Raw genomic sequence first — 22,100 nt, 5'->3', positions numbered from 1 at the left:
CCGGAAGACCCGAGCAAGGACAGACCTCAAAGCGACCGGTTGACAACAGAAGGGAGCCGTTAAGACGTACCCTCGAAACGCACTCGCAGTGGCAAGTGCGGACGGACGGATTCGCTAGGGTCCCAGCCGTGTCCGTCGTAAGCATCACGCGCGAGATTCGGATCAACGCACCGACGATGGCCGTGTGGTCGGTGCTTTCGACGCCGAGCCAGCAACCGGTCGTGGAGCCTCGCGTTCACCTCGTCAGCGAGTGGGGCGAACCTGGAACCTTGGATTCGGGCTACGAGCTGGCGATGCGCGGCCGACCGACCATGCGCCTCCAGGTCACTGACGTTGTGCCCGGCGAGCGGCACGTCGTCGCGGTCAGTTGGAACGGACGGACCCGTGGCTCTCAAGACGCTCGCCTCCGGGCCGACGGCGCGGACTGCATCCTGACGTACACGTTCTCTGTCGAGGTACCACTAGCCCTACGCCCGATTCAGCGGGCCTTCGGCAATAGGCAGCTGGGTCGCTGGCTCGATGCGGTAGCCCACGTCAGCTCAGCGCCTCACGGATCTCGGTGATGGTCGATCGCTCGCGCTTCCCGGCAGATTTGTGTGTCCGGTTCGCGGCTACGGAATGGCGCTGGCGGTCCGCGATCGAATCGCGGCACATGCGTGCGTCGCCGAGCGCACGCTACGGCCCAACGCAGCGCGCGTCGGAATGCCCCGCCACTCCTGAGCGCCAACGGCCCAGGCTTCGGGCATGAGCGACCCCGTGACCGTTCCACGACGACCGTCATGGCCGCAGACTCTCGCGGGCTTGGCGTTGCTCGTGCCTGTTGGATGGACCATGTGGCTAGCCGGGCGTTTCGCCTGGGACTGTTGGAGCAACGGCATCACTGTCGGTGGAGTGCTTGGCAGTGCGTACTTCCTCGCAGGTCTCGCGCTCATCGTCTACCGCTGCGTCGGCTTGTGGCGTGAGCGCTTCGCACCATTGAAGCCGCGCTGAGCGGACAGGCTCGGCGCAGGTTTGGGTCAGCCGGGCAATGCGCGCCTGTCGGCAGATCCATGTGTCCGCTTGGCGGTGGTAGGACGCGGCTCGTGAGCGCATGGGTCGCGGCGGATCAGGGCGGTGACGTACGCCGGCTTTGGGCGCGAGGTGCTGACTGTGAACTGGTCCCAGGACCATCGCGGACGTCAATCGAAGCACTGGCTCCAGACGCCAGCACGCCAGGCCCTGCCATCGGTGCGCCAGACGTCGACCTGAGCCAAACGACGACCGTTCCGGTCGAGGAGGTCTACCACGCGCACGGCGTGCTGGTCGCCCGCACCGACGTCGGGCCCACGAGCCTGCGTCCGCACCGACGCGACAGTGCCTCGCTCCGTGGCTGACGCAGTCATCGCCCTCGGTCGTGCCGGTTGGGCCTGTGCACGCAGTGAGAATCCCGCACGCGAGTACCGCGGAACCCACCCGGGCCGTCGCCTTCATACCCATAGGACGCGGTCTCCCTGCGCAGGGTTCCGAAGGACCGCTCATCGACAGATCATTGCGTCCGGCTCGCGGTGGATAGACGCACCTTGCGAGGCACCCGGCTTGCACACAGGTCAGGGCGAGCGTTGGACCTTTCGTGACCTCGCCGGCGGGTCACAGCCAGCGACGTACCCGTCGCGTGTAGTCGTCGTACGGCGCACCGAAGCGCTCGTGCAGGAATCGCTCCTCCGGACGGATCGCGCCCCAGAGGACGAGCAACACCGCCGCCGGGAACATCACGAGCCCCCAAGACGTGGGTGCCAGCAAGGCCAGCCCGAGGTAGAGCGCGAGCATGCCGACGTACAACGGGTTGCGGGAGAGCCGGTACGGCCCCTCCTCGATCATCGCGTGCGTGGCCTGCCCCGGGAGCATCCCGGTCTCGTGCCGGCGGAACAGCCACAGCGACCAGCCGTTCCACCCGACGAACAACAGCACCAGCGCCCAGCCGAGCGGAATCCGCCACCCACTGAGCCCGACCGGGTCACCCCAGAACGACGTGGCCAGCCAGCCGACGAACAGGGGTGCGCCGATCGCTACCGGCGGCCAGAGCCGGAACCCGACGGTTTCCTCGGAACCGTGCACCATGCAATCAGTGTCCCCGGTGATGGCGGCGCCGATGATCAGGACAGGTCGCGAGCGCACCTGGCCAACCCGGAGGTCCCGAGGTAACCGACAGACGGCGAAAAGGGACCCGTTCGTGCAACAGACCCCGACCCTCGTGGGTGGGGCTCGGCCGGCGACGGGTGCACCGCGAGATCCGCTTCGACATGGCGAGCTGCTGATCAAGAACCACAGCTTGTTCTGCTGAGACCGTTCGCCAATCCGAGCAGGCGAGGCAGGTGCTGTGTTGGTCACGGCAGTTGTCCCCGCGGCAATCGAGGCGCATCGTGGGGGCAACGGCACGAGGAGGAGCCATGAGGGCGAACGTCGGCGATCTGCTGTTGGTGGAGAGCAACTCGGCGGAGCAGCACCGTCGCGAGGGAGAGATCATCGAGGTACAGGGCGCGGACGGGCAGCCGCCGTTCCTGGTGCGCTGGCCGGACGGACACGAGGCGCTGTGCTTCCCCGGTCCGGACGCTCGGGTGCGCCCGGCCTGAGAGCGGGTCTGGGACGCGGCAGTGCTCAGGCGTTCTCCCAGAGCCCGAGCAGGTTGCCCTCGGTGTCGGTGAAGTAGCCGGCGAACCCCATCTCCCCGACCGGCGTCCTTTCCTTTGCGGTTTTCCCGCCTGCCGCCTCGACCTTGCGCAACGCCTCGTCGATGCTCGGCACGTCGATCACGATGTTCGGTCCCTTGCCTGCGAACTCCCCGCTTCGCTCGAACATCCCCCCGTTGATGAAGCCGGGCTCCGTTGGACCCTTCTCGGGGTCGCTCGGACCGGTCATCACCATCGTGTAGCTCATCTCGGGCACCTGCATGAACTGCCAGCCAAATGTGTCGCCGTAGAACTTCCGAGCCCGGTCGCCATGGTCGAACGGGATCTCGAAGTGCACCACCTTGCCGGACATGCTGCCTCCCTCGGAAATGGTGTGGACCATCCAGTGAACTGCTGCCCCCTACGGAGGTCAACGGGCACGGACCCAGCCGCCCAGCAGCGGAGAACCCCATTGCGTCTTTGTGGGCGAAGCTGAGCTGGATTGCTCACACCCCGGCGACGTAGGCAGTCAAGAAATGGACCGCGTGCCGATCGAGGTTGCCGCGGGCGCGGTCGTAGTGCTCAGTCGTGCGCGGGTCGGCGTGCCGAGCCAGGATTTGGGCGTCTCGAAGTGGGACTCCTGCGTCGAGGGCGTTGGTGATAGCGGCGTGCCGCAGGGAGTGCGGGCTGATGTGGCGCGGGACGTCGGCGACCTTCGCGATTCGGGTGACCATTCGGTAGGCGTCGCGGCGGTCTATCGGATTCCCCGAGACTGGTCGAAGGATGAGTGGTCCGGCGGTTCGCTGGCCGCGACAGGCTTCCAACACCCGGAGGACCGGCACGGTGATCGGCATGGTGGCGGGCTTGTTGCCCTTGCCGACCAGGTGCAGCACGCGGTGGCCTCGGAGGGTCTCGGCGTAGTCCTCGATCCGCACGGCTGCGGCTTCGGATGCTCTGAGGGCGTTGATGCCGAGCAGGTAGGCCAATGCCCCGTGGTGAACCGTCAGTGTCTGGGCGACCTGGAGGAACCGGATGAGTTCGAGCCGGTCCAGTCCCTGGGTTCGGGACTCGTCGCGGTGAACTTTCGGGAGTCTTGCGTAGACGGCTGGGTCGGAAGCGATGAGCCCGTCGATGTGCGCGAACCGGAAGAAGCCTCGGACCGCGTGCATCATCGTGACGACGGAGGAGTCCATCAGTCCCGAGTTGCCGAGGTGGCGGATGTAGAGCTCGATGTGAGCGCGCTGAATCTCCTGCAGTGGGTCAAGCCCGTTGTTCTCGCACCAGTTGAACCAGCGTCGTAGCTGGAAGGCGTACAGCCGGTGGGTGTGTCCGGAGTAGCGGGCAAGGTAGGAGACCGCCGCCAGTTGGGCTGGGGACATCTCCATCGGTCGGAAGGGCAGGAGTGCGGTCGTGCCTGACATGGGGCCACCTCGCGGCGGCCTGTTTCTGTCCGGCCTCGCCCGCCGTCAACGCGACCGGGAGCCTGGGCCTATCGACGCTAGTCCTCACGTCCCGACCGTCGGCGTCCGCTGAGCGGTGGTATGACGCGCGTCTGGTCTCCCGCAGGGCATCCGCGTCCAGACAACCTCGGTGACTACTACACGGGTGGTCACTCGCTCGTCGTACCGGGCTGGGCCTCCCTCGGCACGTCACGTCTGGTTCGGGGACACTCCCGAGTGGACGTTCACGGGGTCGGGCCGAGGCTGGATGATCGAAGTCGAGGTCCCTGACGACGTGGCCGAGTCGTGGCGGTATATGGCCGACGGCGAGTGGCTACAGACCTACAACCCGCTGGCCGAGGCGGTGAACTCCTACCCTCGGAGGGCCTATCCATGGCCGCCGACTTAGGTGCGTCGAGTCGAGATGATAGATGGTTTGCGCTCGTTGAATGCCGCCGGCACGAGCGGTCATCCATCGGCGGGGGAGCGGAGGATTGCGAGTCGATCGTCACGGCTTTCTGCTCGGGCGTACTCGTGCACGCGTCCGCGGGTGCGAGCGAACGCGTTCAGCCGTCGCAGGCTGACGCCGTGGTGCAGGTAGAAATCCATCCGAGCGCCCAATGACGGCGAGCGCACGAACTTCATCATCGTCATCGTCTTGCCGTACTGCATCACCAGCGCGGCAACGTAGATGGCCGGTAGCAATGCGGCGGGCAGCCAGAACGCTAGTGCGAACGACATTCCGACCGTGCCCCACTCGGTCGAGCCGAGCGACGAAGCCACTCGGTAGACCGACCAAGCGAAGATGCTGAGGCCGAACACGACGATCATGCCGTTGATGACCGGGCGCGCAGCACGGTGTTCGTCGCTGTGGTTGGCGACGGCCTGCATCCCGCCGAGGAGTACCGCCACTGGCACAATGATCAACTCGACGAGATACGGGAAGGTCCGCAAGTTCGCCACGAACTGAAGCACCACCACGAGGGCGACGATGGAGCTCATCTCCTGCCGCATCGTCGCTTTGCCCTCCATGACAGCGAGTGCTTTGAACCCGGCCATGAACGCGCCGACGATGACGATGACGATCGTGTCCTTCAGCAGTTCGGAGTTCCATAGCCCGATACATGCCGCGAGGTACACAACCAGGACCAGCCACGCGGCGACAAGGGCCACCATCCCTACAACCTTCGGTGCGAAGAAGGCTCTGATCACGGAGACCACGCTCTGGCCGACTTCGCCGCCGCGAATCATCGACCAGACGATCAGCAGAACCGCCACGCCAATCCACGTGAGCAGGGCAGCATCCCGCGAGGTCAACTGCTCCACGATGTCGTCCACGGCCGCGACCCTAACCGCCACCGCCGACAGGCGGCACGAACCTCTCAGCGCGGATCCCCAACGTTCAATCCCCTGTGCGGCTCGCTCGACACTGGGAGACTCGCGCGCATGGTCGACATTGCCACAGTCTCGGTCGTCTCGTCGGCTGGTCTCGCCGCCCTCACCATCGCAGCCAACGTGTTCACCGGCGAGCGACAGCGCAAGCATGAGTCCGACCTCGACTTCGAGCGGCGTGTGTGGGACAAGAAGTCGGAGGCGTTGTTCGTCGTCATCGAGACCTGTGAAGAACTCATCGAGGCACCCGACCCCGAGGGTGAGTCGGACCAGTGGTTGGCCTTCGGTCTTTCACGCCTGTTGGATGCGCTGACAGCCAACCGGGCAGCAGTGGACGCGTTCGCGTCCTCGACCTGCCGCAATGAGTTGACCTCACTCATCAAGGCGATGAATGGCGGGGGAGTCAAGGAGGGCTTGGGTCGGCGTTGGGACCGTCTATGGGATCGACTCCGCGAGGTCGACATCAGGACGGACTACGAACGCTGGAAGTCCGTATGGGAGCAGCGAGAGAAGGCTGAGAGTGAGGTCCTAGACGGATTCGCTCCTGACATGCAGGTCTTGCGGGGACAAGCGGAACGCTTGCTCGAAGCCGCTCGCGAGAGCGTCCGTCGCCCGAAGGACTGAGGAGCTTCTTTCCGAAGCTGGTTGGGGGGCGTCCCGCCGCCGAGTGGTTGCCAGTTTTGCTTCGCGCCCCGCGCTTCGTCGTTATCGTTCGCCGCGTGAGCGGGGGACGGGTTGCGGTGGCTGCGGTGGCGCTGTGCGTCGTCACATCGGCCTGCAATGCGGCAGGGTCCTCGGAACAGGAGTTGAGCGGCGAGGACTTGGCGGACCAACTCGTAACGGCCCTGCGCAGCAACCAGTTCTACAAGTCCGCGACACGTGCAGACTGCGAGCCCGTGGTTATGAAGGCCGGGTCGATCAGCGACTGCACCGTGTGGTTCAGCAAGGGCATCTTCATGGGCGACAAGAGTCGGCAGCACGCGGTCCGGGTCACCATCGACGACGACGCGGGCCACTTCTCCTACTGGGTGAGCGGCTGACGGCGGCATGACCGAGGACGAGTTGTGGGAGATCGTTGAGCCCGCGATCTGGGAGGTCGTGCACATCGTCGGCCAGACCTCGATTGCGATGCACAACTCCGACATCGTGGAGAAGGTCCAGCGCGCGCTCCCGCCCGGTGCGTACGTGGACGCGGACCACATCCGCAGGATGAATGAGGGCTACTGGCAGACCGACCTCAGCGACGCTGAGCCTCGCGTCGGCTGAGCGGTCAGCCTTCTATCGGCTTCCAGCGTCCCTCTGTCTCCATGTCCGGCTGCGGCGGAAGTTCTGCGGGCGCGGCGTTGTAGTGCTCGCTTACGGTTGCGATGTACTCCCGGAGCATTCGGTCCAACTCGGGGAGGCCAGAGTTGACGGCGGTCATGTGCTCGCTCTTGATGCCCTTCTGCATGGTGAACGCCAGTTCCGCGAACTTGTTGATCTCCACGTCAAGGCGCTCAGCCCCTTCGACCGACCACGAGGGACCAAGGATGCGGAGCGCGAGCACGGCGTTCCGGTACGCGTCTCGGGTGCGGTTGAACTCGTCCATCATCTCGGTGAAGCCGTGAGGTGCCTGGCGGTACTGCGCCTTGATGTGGATCCCGTGTAAGAGCGAGCGGATCAGGCTGGCGGTGTCACGGGCCAGGGCCACGGCGTCAAGAACTCGCTGCCGCTCGGAGGCCTCGTGTGCCTGCTGGACCTGTCGTTCCGCGTTCCCGCGCAAGGTTCGCTGGTTGAGCCACCAGCCGAGCACGATGCCCGCTGGGCCGAGGAGCCACGGAACGATGTCGTTCATGCTCGCAGTCTGTCTGAGAGGACGGACAGTGGAGCCAGAATTAGAGGTCGGGTCTGCCGCACGAATTGGCGACACCGGACCTGCCCCATAGTGGGCGGATAGGGCGCCCCAGAGGCCGACGGATCTGTCGAGCGTGCCCCGGGCCAGCACCGGTCAATGACGCGCCGGTCCGATCGGGATGCGGAGTCTGCGGGCAGCGCTGGCCCGCGCACTACTAGTCGAACTGTTGGTCGATCCAGTCGATGACGTCGCGCTCGCGGTACACGACCCTCCTGCCGAGCCGGGCCGATCGTGGGCCTGTTCCCTGGTGGCGCCAGAAGCGGAGGGTGTTCTCGGGTAGCCCGGTCATCGCCGCGATCTCGGGAAGGCGTAGCAGCTTCTCCATGACGGTGTCCTTTCGCTCTCGACTGCTCTCGACGGACGTGCTGAGCGGATAAGGCAACGGCCGTTGCCGGCGTTCGGTCATCTGCCGGGCACCGGGCGACTGGTGAGCGAGATGGTGAGCAAAGTGGTGAGGGGTCGCAGCGATGGTTCTCCACAGCCCTGCTGGACGCGGCATCGCCCACAGCTTCGTAGAGCGTGAGGGCGTTGCCGGCGCGCGCGTTCGTGTCAGACGTAGTCGACGCTGGGAGGCAACGTGGCGAACGGTTCGGTGACCAGACGAGGAGAGCGCTGGCGCGCGGTATCGGCATCCGGAGCTGGACACCGAGCACCAGCGGAACTTCGACCGGAAGGTCGATGCTCAGCGGTGGCTGCGCGAGGAGCTGTGCAAGGTCGATGCGGGCACCTGGGTGGACTCGTCGGCGGGGAGCGTCACGTTCGAGCAGTTCTTCGCGAGCTGAGCGGCTCGTCAGGTCTGGACCTCGAACACCCAGGCGGCGATGGCCCTAGCGTCCGGGGCACGTCATTCCGGTTGATGGAGCTGCGCAAGATCCGCACGACGCACGTCGAGACCTGAGTGAAGTCGATGGCGACTGCCACCGAATCCCGGGCGGCGCTGGCGCCGGGGACGATCAAGACCCGGTTCGTGAACGTGCGGTCGGTCTTCCGCGCCGCGGTCCGAGACCGGTTGATCGGGGTGGATCCCACGGACGGGGTCAAGCTCCCCCGCCAGCGTCGACGGGCGGAGGCGCTCACCATCCCCTCCCCCGGTGAGGTGGCTCGCTGTCTCGACGTGGCCGGCGAGCGGTTCCGGCCGTTCGCCGCCAACGGCACGTACGGCGCCAGGTGCAGCGGACCGGCAAGCAGAACGTGGAGATCCGGCTCCCGAAGTACGGGTCCGAGAGGTCGTTGCCGATGCCCGACGAGCTGGCCGACATCCTGCGCCACCACGAGCAGCTTGGGAACGTCTCGGACCGGCTGTTCGCGGGCGCCGAGGACTACCCGCCGCACCAGAACACCATCGGTCACCAGTGGCGGACCACGCTGCGCAAGGCCGGCCTGACCGGGATCCGGCTGCACGACCTGCGGCACTTCTACGCCTCGGGGCTGATCGCGGACGGCCGCGACGTCGTCACGGTCCAGCGGGCTCTGGGGCACGCCAAGGCGAGCACCACGCTGGACACCTACGCGAAGCTCTGGCCCTCCGGAGAGGACCGCACCCGGCGGGCCGCGTCGAGCCTCGCCCGGCAAGTGCTCCCAGATTTTGCGGGCAGAGTGCGGGCAGAGAGCCTTCCAGAAGACCCTAAATGGCCTCTGCCCTGCGACGATGCGTAACCGTCAGACGTTGAAGCGGAACGATCACGTGGGGTTTCGGTGGTCGTTGGGCATCGCCGAGTAGCGCTGGAAAACAGCCTCTGACCTGCGAAAACGCGGTCACTGGTCCGTTGGTCGTCGACGGGGACCATCGGCCTCGGCCGGACTTCTTGCGGACTGTTTGCGGACCGCCGTGGTGCGGAGGCCGCCGGTACTCGCCGAGCCATCAGTCATCGCATCGTCCTCAGCGCGCAACGGCGATCAGCAGTACCAGGGAAAGCGCAGCACGGTCAGCAGCTGTCAGTGGTCATCGTTGGCATTGCAGGCCTGACATGCGGAAATGTGTTGGCGACGGTTGGCTGCAACCGGTCGCGACTGAGCGTCCTGCCACATTTTTGCCACAGCTGCGGTCATCCGCCGGCCGCCTCGAACCACGGCCGACGAGACCGGGGCCACGACCTTCACCACAACTGGATCCCCTTCCGGAGACGGCGAGCGTTCACCGTAGGTCGACGAGGGACGGCCGGAGTGACGCGGGCGGTTCGGCTTGCGGAACGTGGGCGGGTCCGCGATTGGAGCTCTCCAAGCGGTCAAGGAAGCGTTCCGAGCTGTCGGGCTGGATGCCATCGAGATCAGTGAAGCGGTTTGCGCGGACAGGAGCACCTGTGGGTGCATTCGCGCCGCAGGCAGGATGTCACCACACGATCTGGCGAACAGCCTTCGGCGGTAGGACACTTAGCAGGTGACTTCCTCTGACTGGGTCGGGCTTGTGGGTCACCTCGCCTGGCCCATCACGATCTTGGCGCTGGGGGTCGTGCTGCGACGCCAGATCGGCGATTTCCTCAGTGCAATCGCCGGCAGGGTCACTGGCGTCTCGGTGTTCGCGGTCTCCTTCGAGCTCGCGGTCGCGACCGAGGTGTCGCCACCGTGGCGCAGCAGGCACACCGACGCTGACGTGCGCGGGCTGGTCATCGCCCAAGACGTCAACGATTCCTACTTCGACAGCCTCCGACAGACGCTGTTGGCGACGGGAAGCGCCGACTTCATCGTGATTGACCTAAAGAGCGACGGCAGGCAGGAGTGGCTCACGTCGAGGCTCTCCCTCTTCACCTACCTGCTCAGCCGATTGAAGGGCGTAAAGGCCGTCGTCTTCGTGGCTACCCGGGGGGACACGAGTCGGACCTTCCTGGGCATCGTGGACGCGTCGGATCTCGTGCGCGTGCTCGGTCAACAGGACGCCCGTCTCCGCTTGGCGTGGCTGCAGACCGAGGCGGAACAGGTCGGCCGGCTCGTCGATGACGGAGCATTGGGGGCGGATCCGTTGCGGGTCCCGCCGACCGTTGAGGCCGCCGTACCGCTGGACGTGGACCATTGGTGGGGCGGCGTCGCGTCAGGCACCGCGCTAGTCGATCCGCTGTACGTGGCCCGACGGTTCCTGAGCAGGATGCAATGGCAACCGCAGTCGCCCATCCCGCCCGACGTGCCGGCCGGCTGGCTGCAGCTTCCCGAGGCGCCGGGCCGGCCGGTGACGTGGGAGCACGCGTCCTGGATCGAGGCCGCCCACCTCACCGACGGCTTCCTCGCGCCAGTCGTGCGACCCGACGACTGTCTGGTCGACAACTCGGGATGGTCCTCGTCGGACCGGGTGCGCGCCGTGGCTTCGGCTCGAGGCGAGTTCGTCGCCCTGCTGAGCCCTAGCTACCGGTTCGAGCGGCTGGTTGACCGTCGCGCGCTGCTTGAGGAGTTGGGTAGGAGCAGCGTCGAGGCGGAAGCCAAACCCTGACCTCGGCGACAACTCCAGTGGCCGGGCCTAGGGTGACGCGTCATTGGGTGGGAGGGACTTTCGCGCGCTGTCAAGGCGAATTGGCCGCCACGGCGAAGACGGCGGGCTGCCGAACCGTCGCTACGCCATGAATGCCTTGATCAACGCCGGGCATTTCGACGAAGTCCTCGCGGACGCGAATCCACGAGTTCTCGTACACATCCCTGCTCGACACCACTGGCCACGGCATGCCGTGACCAAGGGTCGCCCACGACTAGCGAGCCCAACCTGTCCGGACAGAACACTGGGAGGCCGTTGGGTCTGCTGCACGACCAGGTGTCAGCCTGACCTGCCCCGTTCTGCCGCGTATCACTGTCAAGCTCGGGCCAACCTGCGCTCGACGCTCTGGTGCATCTCGTCCCGCAAGCCGATCCTCACGCGGAGCGTGACCAGAACGGGATCCGCTCGTCTTCCCGGCTCCGGCCGGTGGCCGGACCGTGAGGGACTGTTCGCCCTACGCGTAGGTCAAGCGCGCGGAGTCGGCGTGCTCTTCGGCCTGACCTCGTAGCCAGACCGCGTGGTCGGGGTCTAGGCACCGGACGGCGCCCTCAAGCGCCAGGGTCAGGCCGTGACCGGACAGCGGGTCGACGGAGAGGGCGGCGTCGCCGACGCGTGCAGGACCGAGATTGGTCGTGAGGCGGCTGCGGGAGGGGCGGAGGGTCAGTTCGCGGTGGTCGAGGTCCGCGGGGAGCACGGACGGGCCGACGGCCAGGGCTCGGCGCCACGACGCGATTAGCTCGGCGCGGCCGGGGCCGGCGGGAACGGTCCAGGAGAAGGCGCAGCGGACGCCGTCGTCGAGGGCGGACCACCAACCCGTGGTGGCGGACTCGACGAGGAGGTGGCCGCGCAGCTCCTCCCGGGACGGAACGACGGCGGTGAGGGTGACCCGGTCGGGGCCGAGGGGCCGCCACTCTCCCGCGGCGTTCTGGCCGGTGGCGATCACCGTCGGGACACCGGAGCCTGGGACGGCGCCGGCGGCGCGGGCCAGCGCGCGGAGCAGGGGGTCGAGCCAGTGCCGGTCGACGATCCAGCCGTGGCCAAAGGGCTCGAGGAGCGAGGGCCGCTCGTCGTACGACGCGGTGCCCCACCGGGAGACGATCATGTGGCAGGGCAGGGCGCGGGAGACGACCGCGTCGTACAAGCCGAGCGTCACCAGCGCGGAGGCCGCGCGGCCCGAGAGCAGCTCGAGCGTGCCCGGCGGGTGAACTCGACCGCGACCGGCGAGCACGACGTCGTGGCTGGCGAGCCGCAGCGCGCATGCCGCGGCACACCCCGCCGGGCCGTCTCCAAGGACGACATGAGTGGTCACGGAACGCTCGAGGCGCGTTCGGACTCGGAGAGGCCGGCGGACGGGGTGCCGACCACGACGCCGAACTTCCACCAGTGCGCCACCATCTGCACGTACGACGGCCGGGCCGGCCGTCCGCCGGGAAGGCCCGGGTCGGGCGGCCAGGCGGCCGAGGGGCGGACCCACGGCTTCATCGCGGCCCGCGCCGTGGCGTCGGCGGCGGTGGCGTAGACGTCGTCGGGGCGCTGGCTGGGCCACCAGCCCCAGGGCACTTTGGGCACCGCGAGCTTCTGGGTCTCGGTCTTGCACTGCAAGAAGTCGGCCAGCCATGGCAGCGCCATCTGCCGGGAGAAGTAGCCGGGACCGACCACGCTGCCCTTCGCGTCCCCGACGTACCTGCTCCCGTCGCCGACCTTGACCCGGAAGGGCGCAGCGAAGACTCCGCGTTCGCGGATCGCCCAGCCGCACTCGATGCCGGGGTAGAACGCCCCGCCGGAGGCGAACTCCAGCGCTGCCCGGTCCAGGCCACCCGGCGTGACCGCGGCGGGCATCGGCGGCGTCGTCAGCGACGCCGGCCCCAAGGCAGAGGCCAGGAAGGCGCCGGCCGCCCAGCGCTCCATGATCGCGTACTGCGTCACGGTCAGGCTGAGCCCGATCAGGCCGGTCTTGAACTTGTCGTAGGGGTCGTCACCGAGCAGCCGCGGCATGTCGTCGACCGGTGTCGCGCCGCGGGTGCCCGGCTTGCGCAGCCGCCCGAACAACAGCTTGCGGAAGGTGTCGGGCTGCGCGGGATCGCTAAGGTAGCCCCACATCGCGGCCGCAGGCACTGGCCCGCCCATCGAGCCGTGCGCCTTCTGCGCCGGTCCCCAGACCCACATCGAGGCCAGCGTCGCCCGCAGGATCGGCGCGACGTCCTCATCGAAGCGCACCTTGTATGACGACAGCGTGGTCCCGCCGCCGCCGAGATCCTTGGCCAGCCCGGCGACGTGGTCGAGCGCACCGGTCGTGTAGAGCGCCTCGTCCTTGGGCACCAGCCCGTCGCGGACGGCTACGTCGAGCAGGCAGTCGTAGAGGGAGACCTGCTGCGGCAGGTCGGGGGCGAAGTCGGGCGGCCCGACCAGTACCCATGCAGGGTCGACCGGCACGGTCACCGTCTTGCCGTCGACCTTCATCCGGAGCCGGGCACTGACCGGGCCGTCGCACACGTCGTCGAACCAGCCGTCGTTGTTGGCGTAGGTAGTGATCGGCGCGCCGCCGCGCACCCCGCAGGTGGCCGGCCCCGGCACGAAAACAAGCCGGCCCTTGGCATCGGTGCGCAGCTGGCCCAGCGAGGTGATCGCCGGCGTCGGCTGCGGCACGGGCCAGGACTCCTTCTTGGGGTTGCCGCTGCCGCCCTTATCGAGCGGGACCGGCTTGGCGCTGCGCCCGGCCACCGCCCGCGGGAGGGGGTCGATCTCGAGGGTACGGCGGTCTGGGACGCCGGCGTTGCGGCGTACCCGCGAGGGCTGCTTGGGCAGCAGCGGCGACCCGGCCAGCCCGTCGAAGGTGAAGAACGAGGCCTTCTTGTTGGCCACGTGGACGGTCCAGGTCAGGTCGACGACGTCCTTCTCGTCGAGGTTGACCTCGCGAGAAGGCGTCCACACGCCGCCCTTGTCGACGTACTCCCAGACCCGGAAGCGCGCTGCCTGCCGCTTGAGCCGGCCGCCGGCTTTGAACGGCGGGACCGCAGTCCCCACGCCGGAGACGCCTACCACCGCCTGCCCGGGCCGCTCCGGTCCGACGAAGAAGTCGTCCGGGTCGGCGTTGCCGACCCGCGCGATCCCGATCGCCGGGTGGATCCGGTAGCGCGGCGGAGCGGCCATCAGACCGGCTGCCAGACGCCATTGGCGTCCTTGGCCCATGTGGGCAGCGAGCCGTCGGGCCGCAGCCGGACCAGGGTGGTCGGCAGCCGGACGTCCCACGGGTCGCCCTGGGCCACCTCATCGCCGGGCGCCAGGTCGCGTTCCTTGATCTCCTGAATGATCGAGACGTAGAGCGGACTGGTCAGCAGCGGCGGGTTGGCGCCGTCCCAGATCTCGCCGGTGTCCAGGAAGTGCGCCACCGCGGTCTCGAAACCCGGCCGCACCGGCAGCACCACCCGCGCGGACCCGGCCTTGAGGAAGTCGGCGAACTGCGGGTCGACGTCCTGGAGCAGCGCCCGGTTGAGCCAGTTGGTCTTCCGGCCCCAGTAGTAGGGGTAGAAGAGGTACATCATCTGCTCCCACTCGAAGGCCTGCTCGAAGAACCGCACGTAACGGCCCTCGGCGTCGGCCTCGGCCAGGTCCAGCTCCGGGAAGCCCTCGGGCGCCGTCGCCACCGCGCCGAAGAGGTCGAACTGCTGCGCGGTCAGCGTCGCGATCGCGTGCTTGCGCAGCTCGGCCCGCTCGATCTGCCGGTTCTCGGCGGGGTTACGCCCGGCGATCGCGTTCTGCGCCTGCACCTGGAGCGCGGCCAGCTCGTCCTGATAGTCGCGCAGCAGCTTGAGGTAGCCCTGCTGAATCGCGGCGTGGGTCTCCAGCTTCCACGCGTCCAGCACGCGCGTCGTCCGCTGACAGGTCACCTCGACGGCGACCGCGACGTTGGCCACGTGGAAGGTCTTCACCGCGAACGGGAGCGCGCCCTCCTCGTTGCCGAGGGTGTAGCCGTGGCTCCAGCCGGTGCCGCCGTTCTGCCGCCAGCTGGTCTTGCCGACTGCGTAGTCGACGCTCCAGTCGTCATGCCAGAACGCCAGCAACCCGGTGGTGTTGGCGGTGACCGCCTGGTAGCCGTCGGGCACCGGCACGTCGGCGATCTTGGTCAGCACGCCGTCGTCGTCGTCGCTCGCAGCGCCGTCCACGGTCTTGGAGACCGCGACGTACGGCGCGGGCGGCGGCTTGACCCCGGCCACCTGGTAGAGGTGGACGTAGTACCTGTAGTTCCACTCGTCGATCTGCGCCGGCGTCAGCGTGAACGGCGTGGGCTTGGTGGTGCTGGTGCCGGGCATCGGCTTCATGGTGGTCGCGTGCAGCCAGAACGCGCCCGGCTCGGGGATCATCAGGTCGAACATCATCCGCTTGCCGTAGTTGAAGACCTGCGCCTCGTAGACCTTATCGACCCACTGGTAGGCGCCGATCACGTGCCCGTTGCCGGCCGGATTGTTGATCCCGTGCTCGGTGGTGTCCTCGAACTTCTCCAGCGTGCGCAGCACGGTCTGGGTACGTCGGCGTTCGGTCACCTTGGACGCCGCCCGCTCGGTGACCTCCTTGGAGTACTTCGAGGCTGTCTTGGCCGACTCCTCCTTGCTGTGGTCCATGGCGAAGTCGGCCGACGCCTTGAACTCCACCGTCGGCCCATAGGACCCCGACACCGACAGCCCGGCCTTGAGCGACACGTCGTCCTTGACCACGGAGGCCGCCTCGCGCTGGAGTTCGAAGCGCTCGGTGGTTTGGCTGTCGCGCTCCTCTTCCTTGCTCTCCTCCTCCTCGACGGTGATCGTGGTCTCGGACTCCTTGGCCCGCATCACTCGGCGCTGGTGCGACTCGCCGTCCAGGACGTTCTCGATGTGGGCGAGCTCGCCGCCCTCGTACTTCTTGATCTGCTGGCGCACGACGAGCAGGTCGCCCACCCCGACCGGCTGCACGCTGCCATGGCTGCTCGGAACGCTCACCGATCCTGCCTTGCCCCAGGTGTGCATGCCGTCCACCTCGACCACGGAGGTGCCGATGAGCTGGACGTAGCTCTCCGCATTCTCCAGCTCGCCGAGCTGCCCGTGCAGGGTGACCAGCTCGGTGCCCAGCCGCTCCAGCGCGGTCGGCGTGGTAGTGGCGGTCAGGTCAACCTCGAGCGCCGACATCGTCTTCTGCACCTCGGGCGCCAGGCCGGCGATGGCCTCGCGGGTCAGCACTAGCCGCGGGCCCGCCGCCCGGTTGTCGGCGGCCACGTCGCCGGCCAGAGCGACCAGGTCGAGATCCGCGACGTAGGAGGCGACCGCGCCGTTCTCGAACGCCGTCAACTCCCCCGCACGGCCGGCCTCGGCCAGCCGGCGGTTGACGAAGGCCTTCGGCGAGGGCTGCGCGTCGGGACGCCCGCCCTCCTTGTCGGCCGGGCGGTCGAACGCCGTGGGGTCGAGCCGGGTGAGGGCGTCGGCGGCGGCGCTGAGCCGACCGATCCGCTCCCGCAGCCGGTCGACCTCGGAGGGCCCGTCGTCCGGCGGCGGCTGCTCCGGCTGCCGACTCGGCTTGTCGCGGCGCGGCAGCAGCGGGCCGATCTCGGTGGAGCGACCCAGCGCGGCCATCAGGCCCGCGGCGTCCTCGACCGGGCCACTGCCGTCGGCGATCCGCCGCACCAGGTCGAGCACGCGCAGCGCGGTCTCGATCCGGACCGCCTCCACGCGGTCGTCGGCGGAGAGCAGCTTGGCCGCGATCAGCAAGTCCTGCATGGTCTCCCGCGCCCGGGTGGTGGCCGCGGCGGCGATCACCTTCTTCGGGGTGTCACCGAGCGCGTCCTTGACCGCCGCGGTCACCGCGGCCACGAAGCTGCCGGCCGGCGCGTCGGCGGCGAGCGCGCGCAACGCCGCCTCAAGCCGCAGCAGAGCCACCGCCACCGGGAGGTCGTCCAGCCTGGTCACGCCGTGGTCGGCGATGATCGCCCGGCTGGCCTGCTTGAGCGCCTCGCGGCCCTCGGCGTGCTGTCGGGCCTCGTCGATCCGGGCGACGTACGCCGCGGACGGCGTCACCCCGACCGGGTCGGCCGGCTCGGCCGGTCGCATCATCAGGAATCGGAAGATCTCGTTCATGTCGGCTCCTCGCCAGCCCCAGGTGTGATGCTGGATAAGAGGCGCGAACCGGCCAGGTGATACCCCGGCACGCCGTCGAGCCGAGTCAGGGCTCTTTGAGTGGGCCTTTGGGGGCGCCGGTGGGCTGATAGTTGCGTCGAGGGTCGATGATGAACTCTCGGAGGAGCTCGCCCTACCCCGAGGACGCAGACTTCGTGGTCTTGGCGGACGCCGAGGGCAACCTCTTCTGCGTCATCGCTGATCGGCCATGAACTCATCGCCCCTCACATCGGGATCTCGGGCTCTGTCCCGTCCGCATCTCGGGTGGACGGACGTCCGTAAGCCGAACCGCCTGCGAGACGCGGAGCGGGGCGTGGGCCGCTGTTGGACGCCATGCCCCAGATGCCCCGCCCGGTTAGCAAACCGGGAAGGGGGCCCCTTAGCGGGCTAGTTCCGCCCACGCCGCAGGCTGCCGCCGGCCGCTCACATCGGACCGCCCAGTCTCCCGACTGATTGATCTTCGTTGACCACCGATGGTCCCCAGAATCCCCTTCAGATACCCGCCCTTCTCCTCTCTCAACACCTCCCTTTCCAGGCGGCACGCATGCTACGAAGGTTCGTAGTTGGGTCGCCTGGTGTCGGGCGGCCCACGCGGCATTTCTAGGGGTCCGTTGGTTGTCGACGGACACCGTGAGACCGGTGATCGCGGGGTGATCGGTGTGCATGGCGGGGTGAAGTTCTACCGCGGCGCTGCGAAGGCGGCTCGGGCCTATGTCGAGCGGGACCGATCCCGTGCCGATGACTACTACCTCGGCGAGGGCACCGGTGTCGCCGAGCGGCTCACCGCGTCGCGCGAAGCCGGAGTCGAGCAGGCGGGTTCGATGGACGGCGACACCTACGAGGATTGGGTTGCCGGCATCGATGTCGACACCGGAATCAGCAAGGGCCGGGTCCGTGACGATGCGAACGCGCTGCGGTTCGTCGAGGTCGTTGTCAACGGTCCGAAGACGTGGTCATTGGCAGCCGCGCTGTACCCGGAGGTATCGGCCGCGTTGGACGCAGCGCAGGACCGGGCTGCCGCGGAGATCGTCGGCTGGGTCGCCGAGCATGCAACGACCCGGGTGGGGCCTCGGGGCCGGCAGGTCCAGGTTCCGATCGAGAACGTTGAGGCGGCGGCGATCCGGCACTACACGTCACGAGCTGGGGACCCGCACCGACACCTCCACCTCCAGGTCAACGCCCGGGTCTGGGCCGCCGGGGCATGGCGCGGGATCCACTCGGTCGGGATCCGCGACTCCATCGAGGCGATCAACGGGATCGGCCACGCCGCGGTCGCCACCGACCCGACCTTCCGGGCAGTGCTCGCGGCGCACGGGCTGAGCCTGGACCCGGAGACGAACGAGATCCACGAGCTCGCACCGTACGTCGGGTCGTTCTCAGCGAGGAGTGCGCAGATCCGCCGCCACGTCGACCGTTACGAGGCCGAGTGGCGCCGCGAGCACCTCGAATCTCCCGCCGCCGAGCCCGGCCCGCGGCTGCGAGAGGTGTGGGACCGCCGCGCGTGGGCCGAGGCGCGCCCGGACAAGGTGGTCCCGCAGGACGGCGCGGAGCTCGTGGCCCGGTGGAACGCCGAGCTCCGCGAGCTCGGGTACGTCGACCCGGCCAGTCCGGTTCGGCTCGAGGGCACCCGGCCGGGGTGGATCGACAGGGACGCCGCCGCCGACCTCGTGATCTCCCGCCTGGGGACACGACGGTCGGCGTGGAACGCCGCCGACGTCCGCGGCGGGGTCGAGGTACTGCTGGCCAAGATCTGTCTGGTCGCCGACACGAGTGTCCGAATCGAGCTGGCCGAGGACATCAGCATCCGCGCCGTCGACCAGTGCACCCGGTTGCTGGCCCGCACGGATGTCCCCGAGCACCTGCGCGCACTCACCTCCCCGCGGGTCCTCGAGGTCGAGGCAGACCTGATCACCCGACTCGCTCGCCGCGGTACTGATCCGGCGCGACCGGCACGGCTCCCTGGCCGCGGCATGGTCCGCACCGACCCGACGCAGGCAGCCGTCACCAGAGCCTTGGCCGGCACCGGGAGACTTGTCGTGGTCGAAGGCGCGGCCGGAGCCGGGAAGACCACCGCCCTCCGAAGCACCCATGAGCTGCTCGCCCGGCAAGGACGCCGGATGCTGGTCGTCACCCCCACACTCAAGGCAGCCGAGGTCGCCGCCACAGAGACCGGCGCCGACGGCCACTCCGCGTCCTGGCTGATCCACCAGCACGGGTGGCGCTGGGATTCCGACGGGCATTGGACCCGCCACCCCGCCCCCGATCCACAGCCATCGGCATGCCTCCAGCGAGGCGATCTGCTGCTGGTCGACGAGTCCGGGATGCTCACCCAGGACACCGCCAACGCACTGCTCACCATCGCCGACGAGACCGGCGCCAGGATCGGGCTCGTCGGGGACCGGCACCAGCTCCCCGCCGTCGGACGCGGCGGAGTCCTCGACCACGCCATCGCCTACGCCCACCCGTCCGCCGTCGTCACCCTCGAGAGCGTGCACCGGTTCGCCGACCCCGACTACGCGGCACTCACGCTCAGAATGCGCACCGGCGAAGACCCGGGCGAAGTGTTCGACACCCTGCGGCGTCGCGGCGACATCGTCTTGCACGGCAGCGACGTCGAACGCACCACAGCGCTCGCGGAAGCAGGCGCTGCGGGCGAGCTGGTCATCGCCGACACCCGCGAGCAGGTCGCCGCCCTCAACGCCACCATCCGCGACCACCACGCCGATGGTCAGGTCGATCCGGGCGAACCGCTGACCACGGTTGCGGGTGAGCTGATCGGGCTCGGCGACAGGGTCGCGACCCGACGCAACGACCCCGACCTCCAGGTCGCGAACCGGCAGACCTGGACCGTCGCCGGCATCGGCGAGGACGGCAGCCTCATCCTCCACGATCACCGGCGGGGCCACCGGCGCGATCGGGTGGTCCCGGCCGACTACGCCACCCGGTTCGTGGAGCTCGCCTTCGCCACCACGGTGCACGGCGCCCAGGGCGAGACCGTCCCCGCTGCCCACGTCCTCATCGGCGAGCACACCGGCGCCGCCGCGGCATACGTCGCGATGACCCGCGGCCGCGAGCACAACACCGCCCACCTCGTCGCCGAGGACCTCGACGACGCCCGCCGGCAATGGGGCGAGGTCTTCGGTCGGGACCGCGCCGACCTCGGACCAGCGCACGCACGCGGCCAGGCGATCGACGCCATCGACCGCTACGGACCCCGCCTCCAACCCCGCCGCAGCTACGTTCCCCCCACCCTGGGACCCGGGCCATCGAGACCGACGACACCCGGAGTCGGGCTCTGACAAGCCCTCGGCAGAAATGCGACAGAACTTTCGGGGGAACGCTGCTGACCTGCGCAAACGCAACGTTCCCCCTGCGTCCCCCACTGCGTTCCCCCTGCTTGTTACCGGAATCCGGTAACACCCACAGTCCATGCTGACCGACGCGAACCAACCCTTCGCAAGCCCCGCCGGCACACGACTTAGGGATACCTGCTGACCTGCACAAACACCGATCTCCAGGCAGCTATCCCCCGCAGGTATCCCGAAAGCGTGGATACCTGACGGTCCACGCTGGCCGATCCGGACACACCGTCTACGACGACAACCAGCAAGGAACGCGACCATGACCGCATCACCGACAGGCCCCAACGAAAACCGCCGCTCCAACTTGCACCTCGGCGACGAGATGCTCACGCTCCAGGAAGCCTGCGCCCTCCTGCGTGAGCCCGAAGGCACGCTCCGCTACTGGCGCCACCTCGGCACCGGCCCGCGCAGCTTCAAGGTCGGACGACACGTCCGCTACTGGCGATCCGACCTCATCCTCTGGCTCACCGAACAGACCAATCGTTCACAGAAGCGCCGCTGACGCTGTGCCGACGTCGGACCCCAGAGAGACGATGGAGCGATCTCGGGAGGAGCATCACCATGACGGGCAGCATCGCCAAGCGCACCAACGGCAAGTGGCGGGCCCGGTACCGCGACGAGACCGGCAAGGAGCACTCCCGGCACTTCGACCGCAAGATCGACGCCCAGCGGTGGCTGGACCAGGTGACCTCGACGGTCGTCACCGGCACGTACGCCGATCCACGGGCCGGACGGATCACGTTCTCGGCCTACTTCGGCGAGTGGTCGGCTCGTCAGATCTGGGCACCCGGCACCGTGCTCGCGATGTCGCTGGCGGCCAGGTCCGTGCCGTTCGCGGCGAAGCCGATGAAGAGTGTTCGCCATTCGGACGTCGAGACCTGGATCAAGCAGATGAACGCCGCCGGTCTCGCCCCCGGCACGGTCAAGACGAGGTTCGTCAACATCCGGTCTGTGTTCCGCGCCGCAATGAAGGACCGGGTCATCGGATCGGATCCGACCGACGGAGTACGTCTCCCCCGCCGCCGCCGAGCCGACGTCGCGATGTCCGTCCCGACCCCAGAGGAAGTCGGGCAGCTGATGGCCGTCGCCGACGAACGGTTCCAGCCGTTCATCGCCCTGTGCGCGTTCGCCGGTCTGCGGCTGGGCGAGGCCGCCGGCGTCCGGCTCGGCGATATCGACTTCCTGCGGAAGTCGATGAAGGTGTCCCGTCAGATCCAGCGCGTGAACGGCGGAGCAATCGACGTTCGGGCACCCAAATACGGGTCCGAGCGCGTCGTCTACCTCGCCGACAGCCTGGTGAACGTGTTCGCCGAATACGTCGCCGCGTACGGCACGACGGGCAAGGAGCGATGGCTATTCGCCGGGGAGGGCGACGGTCCGCCACACCAGAACACCGTCGGCTACTGGTGGCGCAAGACGCTCCGAGACGCTGGGCTTTCGGGTATCAAGCTTCACGACCTCCGGCACTTCTACGCCTCGGGTCTCATCGCAGCCGGGTGCGACGTGGTCACCGTCCAGCGGTCGCTAGGCCACGCGAAGGCGACGACGACGCTCAACACCTACGCCCACCTCTGGCCGACCGCCGAGGACCGAACGCGGAAGGCGGCGGAGTCGATCATGTCGGCGTCGCTGGGCACCCGCGCCACCCGCGCCGTTGGGGACGCGAGTGCTGCCGAGTGAGACGCTTTCGTGTCGCCGATGGTGCGTCACAGCGCCCAGAATGACTGCGGTTGATTCGGCCGGCGGATTGGAGGCCACTCGTGCTTCCGTA

At 68.3% G+C, this 22,100-nt stretch carries 19 protein-coding genes; 10 read left to right on the top strand and 9 right to left on the bottom strand.

Going from position 1 to position 22,100, the window contains the following annotated elements; all coding sequences use genetic code 11:
- The first annotated feature begins 95 nt into the window (after positions 1 to 95).
- Entirely contained in the window at positions 96 to 563 is a 468-nt protein-coding gene (locus ABEA33_RS27560; RefSeq protein ID WP_425577470.1) for an SRPBCC family protein, read from the top strand.
- A gap of 1,063 nt (positions 564 to 1,626) precedes the next feature.
- On the opposite strand, the gene ABEA33_RS24470 is transcribed toward ABEA33_RS27560, so the two are convergent.
- Entirely contained in the window at positions 1,627 to 2,097 is a 471-nt protein-coding gene (locus tag ABEA33_RS24470; RefSeq protein WP_345529725.1) for a methyltransferase family protein, read from the bottom strand.
- Between the two features lie 329 nt (positions 2,098 to 2,426).
- On the opposite strand from ABEA33_RS24470, the gene ABEA33_RS24465 reads away from it, so the two are divergent.
- A complete protein-coding gene (locus ABEA33_RS24465; RefSeq protein WP_345529724.1) occupies positions 2,427 to 2,609 on the top strand; it encodes a DUF1918 domain-containing protein in 183 nt (60 codons plus the stop codon).
- Positions 2,610 to 2,634: 25 nt separating this feature from the next.
- On the opposite strand, the gene ABEA33_RS24460 is transcribed toward ABEA33_RS24465, so the two are convergent.
- The 3 genes from ABEA33_RS24460 to ABEA33_RS24450 form a co-directional block, all read right to left on the bottom strand.
- Entirely contained in the window at positions 2,635 to 3,018 is a 384-nt protein-coding gene (locus tag ABEA33_RS24460) for a VOC family protein (RefSeq protein ID WP_345529723.1), read from the bottom strand.
- Positions 3,019 to 3,151: 133 nt separating this feature from the next.
- Positions 3,152 to 4,066: a tyrosine-type recombinase/integrase gene (locus ABEA33_RS24455; protein ID WP_345529722.1), complete on the bottom strand. Its 915-nt coding sequence runs from the start codon at positions 4,064 to 4,066 to the stop codon at positions 3,152 to 3,154.
- Between the two features lie 486 nt (positions 4,067 to 4,552).
- The gene (locus ABEA33_RS24450; protein WP_345529721.1) at positions 4,553 to 5,422 is read right to left on the bottom strand and encodes a hypothetical protein; all 870 of its coding nucleotides are present in this window, start codon (positions 5,420 to 5,422) and stop codon (positions 4,553 to 4,555) included.
- Positions 5,423 to 5,530: 108 nt separating this feature from the next.
- On the opposite strand from ABEA33_RS24450, the gene ABEA33_RS24445 reads away from it, so the two are divergent.
- From ABEA33_RS24445 to ABEA33_RS24435, 3 genes are all read left to right on the top strand, one after another.
- Positions 5,531 to 6,100, top strand: a complete 570-nt coding sequence (locus ABEA33_RS24445; protein ID WP_345529720.1) for a hypothetical protein — start codon at positions 5,531 to 5,533, stop codon at positions 6,098 to 6,100.
- A gap of 95 nt (positions 6,101 to 6,195) precedes the next feature.
- A complete protein-coding gene (locus ABEA33_RS24440; RefSeq protein ID WP_345529719.1) occupies positions 6,196 to 6,516 on the top strand; it encodes a hypothetical protein in 321 nt (106 codons plus the stop codon).
- A 7-nt stretch (positions 6,517 to 6,523) separates the two neighbouring features.
- A complete protein-coding gene (locus ABEA33_RS24435; RefSeq protein ID WP_345529718.1) occupies positions 6,524 to 6,742 on the top strand; it encodes a hypothetical protein in 219 nt (72 codons plus the stop codon).
- Positions 6,743 to 6,746: 4 nt separating this feature from the next.
- Here ABEA33_RS24435 and ABEA33_RS24430 read toward each other — a convergent pair whose 3' ends face one another.
- Both ABEA33_RS24430 and ABEA33_RS24425 read right to left on the bottom strand, forming a co-directional pair.
- Positions 6,747 to 7,310 carry a hypothetical protein gene (locus ABEA33_RS24430; RefSeq protein ID WP_345529717.1) on the bottom strand — a complete coding sequence of 188 codons (564 nt, stop codon included), beginning with the start codon at positions 7,308 to 7,310 and terminating at the stop codon, positions 6,747 to 6,749.
- Positions 7,311 to 7,524: 214 nt separating this feature from the next.
- Positions 7,525 to 7,695 (bottom strand): helix-turn-helix transcriptional regulator, encoded by a 171-nt coding sequence (locus tag ABEA33_RS24425; protein ID WP_345529716.1) that lies wholly within the window; start codon positions 7,693 to 7,695, stop codon positions 7,525 to 7,527.
- Between the two features lie 842 nt (positions 7,696 to 8,537).
- On the opposite strand from ABEA33_RS24425, the gene ABEA33_RS24420 reads away from it, so the two are divergent.
- Positions 8,538 to 9,026, top strand: coding sequence for a tyrosine-type recombinase/integrase (locus ABEA33_RS24420; protein ID WP_345529715.1), 489 nt, complete (start codon positions 8,538 to 8,540; stop codon positions 9,024 to 9,026).
- A gap of 748 nt (positions 9,027 to 9,774) precedes the next feature.
- Positions 9,775 to 10,788, top strand: coding sequence for a hypothetical protein (locus tag ABEA33_RS24415; protein WP_345529714.1), 1,014 nt, complete (start codon positions 9,775 to 9,777; stop codon positions 10,786 to 10,788).
- Positions 10,789 to 11,281: 493 nt separating this feature from the next.
- Here the strand turns inward: ABEA33_RS24415 and ABEA33_RS24410 are convergent, their stop codons facing one another.
- From ABEA33_RS24410 to ABEA33_RS24400, 3 genes are read right to left on the bottom strand one after another with little or no spacing between them, the layout of a single operon-like run.
- The gene (locus ABEA33_RS24410) at positions 11,282 to 12,136 is read right to left on the bottom strand and encodes a hypothetical protein (RefSeq protein ID WP_345529713.1); all 855 of its coding nucleotides are present in this window, start codon (positions 12,134 to 12,136) and stop codon (positions 11,282 to 11,284) included.
- Positions 12,133 to 13,977: a LodA/GoxA family CTQ-dependent oxidase gene (locus ABEA33_RS24405; protein ID WP_345529712.1), complete on the bottom strand. Its 1,845-nt coding sequence runs from the start codon at positions 13,975 to 13,977 to the stop codon at positions 12,133 to 12,135. The genes ABEA33_RS24410 and ABEA33_RS24405 overlap by 4 nt, the downstream gene beginning before the upstream one ends.
- Positions 13,977 to 16,928, bottom strand: a complete 2,952-nt coding sequence (locus tag ABEA33_RS24400) for a hypothetical protein (protein WP_345529711.1) — start codon at positions 16,926 to 16,928, stop codon at positions 13,977 to 13,979. The genes ABEA33_RS24405 and ABEA33_RS24400 overlap by 1 nt, the downstream gene beginning before the upstream one ends.
- Before the next feature lie 710 nt (positions 16,929 to 17,638).
- Between ABEA33_RS24400 and mobF the strand changes: the two genes are divergently transcribed.
- The 3 genes from mobF (at position 17,639) to ABEA33_RS24385 (ending at position 22,009) form a co-directional block, all read left to right on the top strand.
- Positions 17,639 to 20,266, top strand: a complete 2,628-nt coding sequence (mobF, locus tag ABEA33_RS24395) for a MobF family relaxase (protein ID WP_345529710.1) — start codon at positions 17,639 to 17,641, stop codon at positions 20,264 to 20,266.
- A 322-nt stretch (positions 20,267 to 20,588) separates the two neighbouring features.
- Complete coding sequence (locus ABEA33_RS24390) at positions 20,589 to 20,831, top strand: helix-turn-helix domain-containing protein (protein ID WP_345529709.1); 243 nt, start codon at positions 20,589 to 20,591, stop codon at positions 20,829 to 20,831.
- Between the two features lie 59 nt (positions 20,832 to 20,890).
- Positions 20,891 to 22,009 carry a tyrosine-type recombinase/integrase gene (locus ABEA33_RS24385; protein WP_345529708.1) on the top strand — a complete coding sequence of 373 codons (1,119 nt, stop codon included), beginning with the start codon at positions 20,891 to 20,893 and terminating at the stop codon, positions 22,007 to 22,009.
- Positions 22,010 to 22,100 lie beyond the last annotated feature (91 nt).

The organism is Nocardioides endophyticus (genome assembly GCF_039543845.1).
Lineage (GTDB): Bacteria > Actinomycetota > Actinomycetes > Propionibacteriales > Nocardioidaceae > Nocardioides > Nocardioides endophyticus.
Note: the sequence above shows the minus strand (reverse complement) of the source record. Positions and strands in the feature narration are given on the sequence as shown.

Bases quoted from the DNA above. Each gene is read 5' to 3' on its own strand.
- ABEA33_RS24470 (WP_345529725.1), bottom strand. From the start codon at position 2,097: ATGGTGCACGGTTCCGAGGAAACCGTCGGGTTCCGGCTCTGGCCGCCG.
- ABEA33_RS24465 (WP_345529724.1), top strand. From the start codon at position 2,427: ATGAGGGCGAACGTCGGCGATCTGCTGTTGGTGGAGAGCAACTCGGCG.
- ABEA33_RS24460 (WP_345529723.1), bottom strand. From the start codon at position 3,018: ATGTCCGGCAAGGTGGTGCACTTCGAGATCCCGTTCGACCATGGCGAC.
- ABEA33_RS24455 (WP_345529722.1), bottom strand. From the start codon at position 4,066: ATGTCAGGCACGACCGCACTCCTGCCCTTCCGACCGATGGAGATGTCC.
- ABEA33_RS24445 (WP_345529720.1), top strand. From the start codon at position 5,531: ATGGTCGACATTGCCACAGTCTCGGTCGTCTCGTCGGCTGGTCTCGCC.
- ABEA33_RS24435 (WP_345529718.1), top strand. From the start codon at position 6,524: ATGACCGAGGACGAGTTGTGGGAGATCGTTGAGCCCGCGATCTGGGAG.
- ABEA33_RS24430 (WP_345529717.1), bottom strand. From the start codon at position 7,310: ATGAACGACATCGTTCCGTGGCTCCTCGGCCCAGCGGGCATCGTGCTC.
- ABEA33_RS24425 (WP_345529716.1), bottom strand. From the start codon at position 7,695: ATGGAGAAGCTGCTACGCCTTCCCGAGATCGCGGCGATGACCGGGCTA.
- ABEA33_RS24405 (WP_345529712.1), bottom strand. From the start codon at position 13,977: ATGGCCGCTCCGCCGCGCTACCGGATCCACCCGGCGATCGGGATCGCG.
- ABEA33_RS24400 (WP_345529711.1), bottom strand. From the start codon at position 16,928: ATGAACGAGATCTTCCGATTCCTGATGATGCGACCGGCCGAGCCGGCC.
- ABEA33_RS24390 (WP_345529709.1), top strand. From the start codon at position 20,589: ATGACCGCATCACCGACAGGCCCCAACGAAAACCGCCGCTCCAACTTG.
- ABEA33_RS24385 (WP_345529708.1), top strand. From the start codon at position 20,891: ATGACGGGCAGCATCGCCAAGCGCACCAACGGCAAGTGGCGGGCCCGG.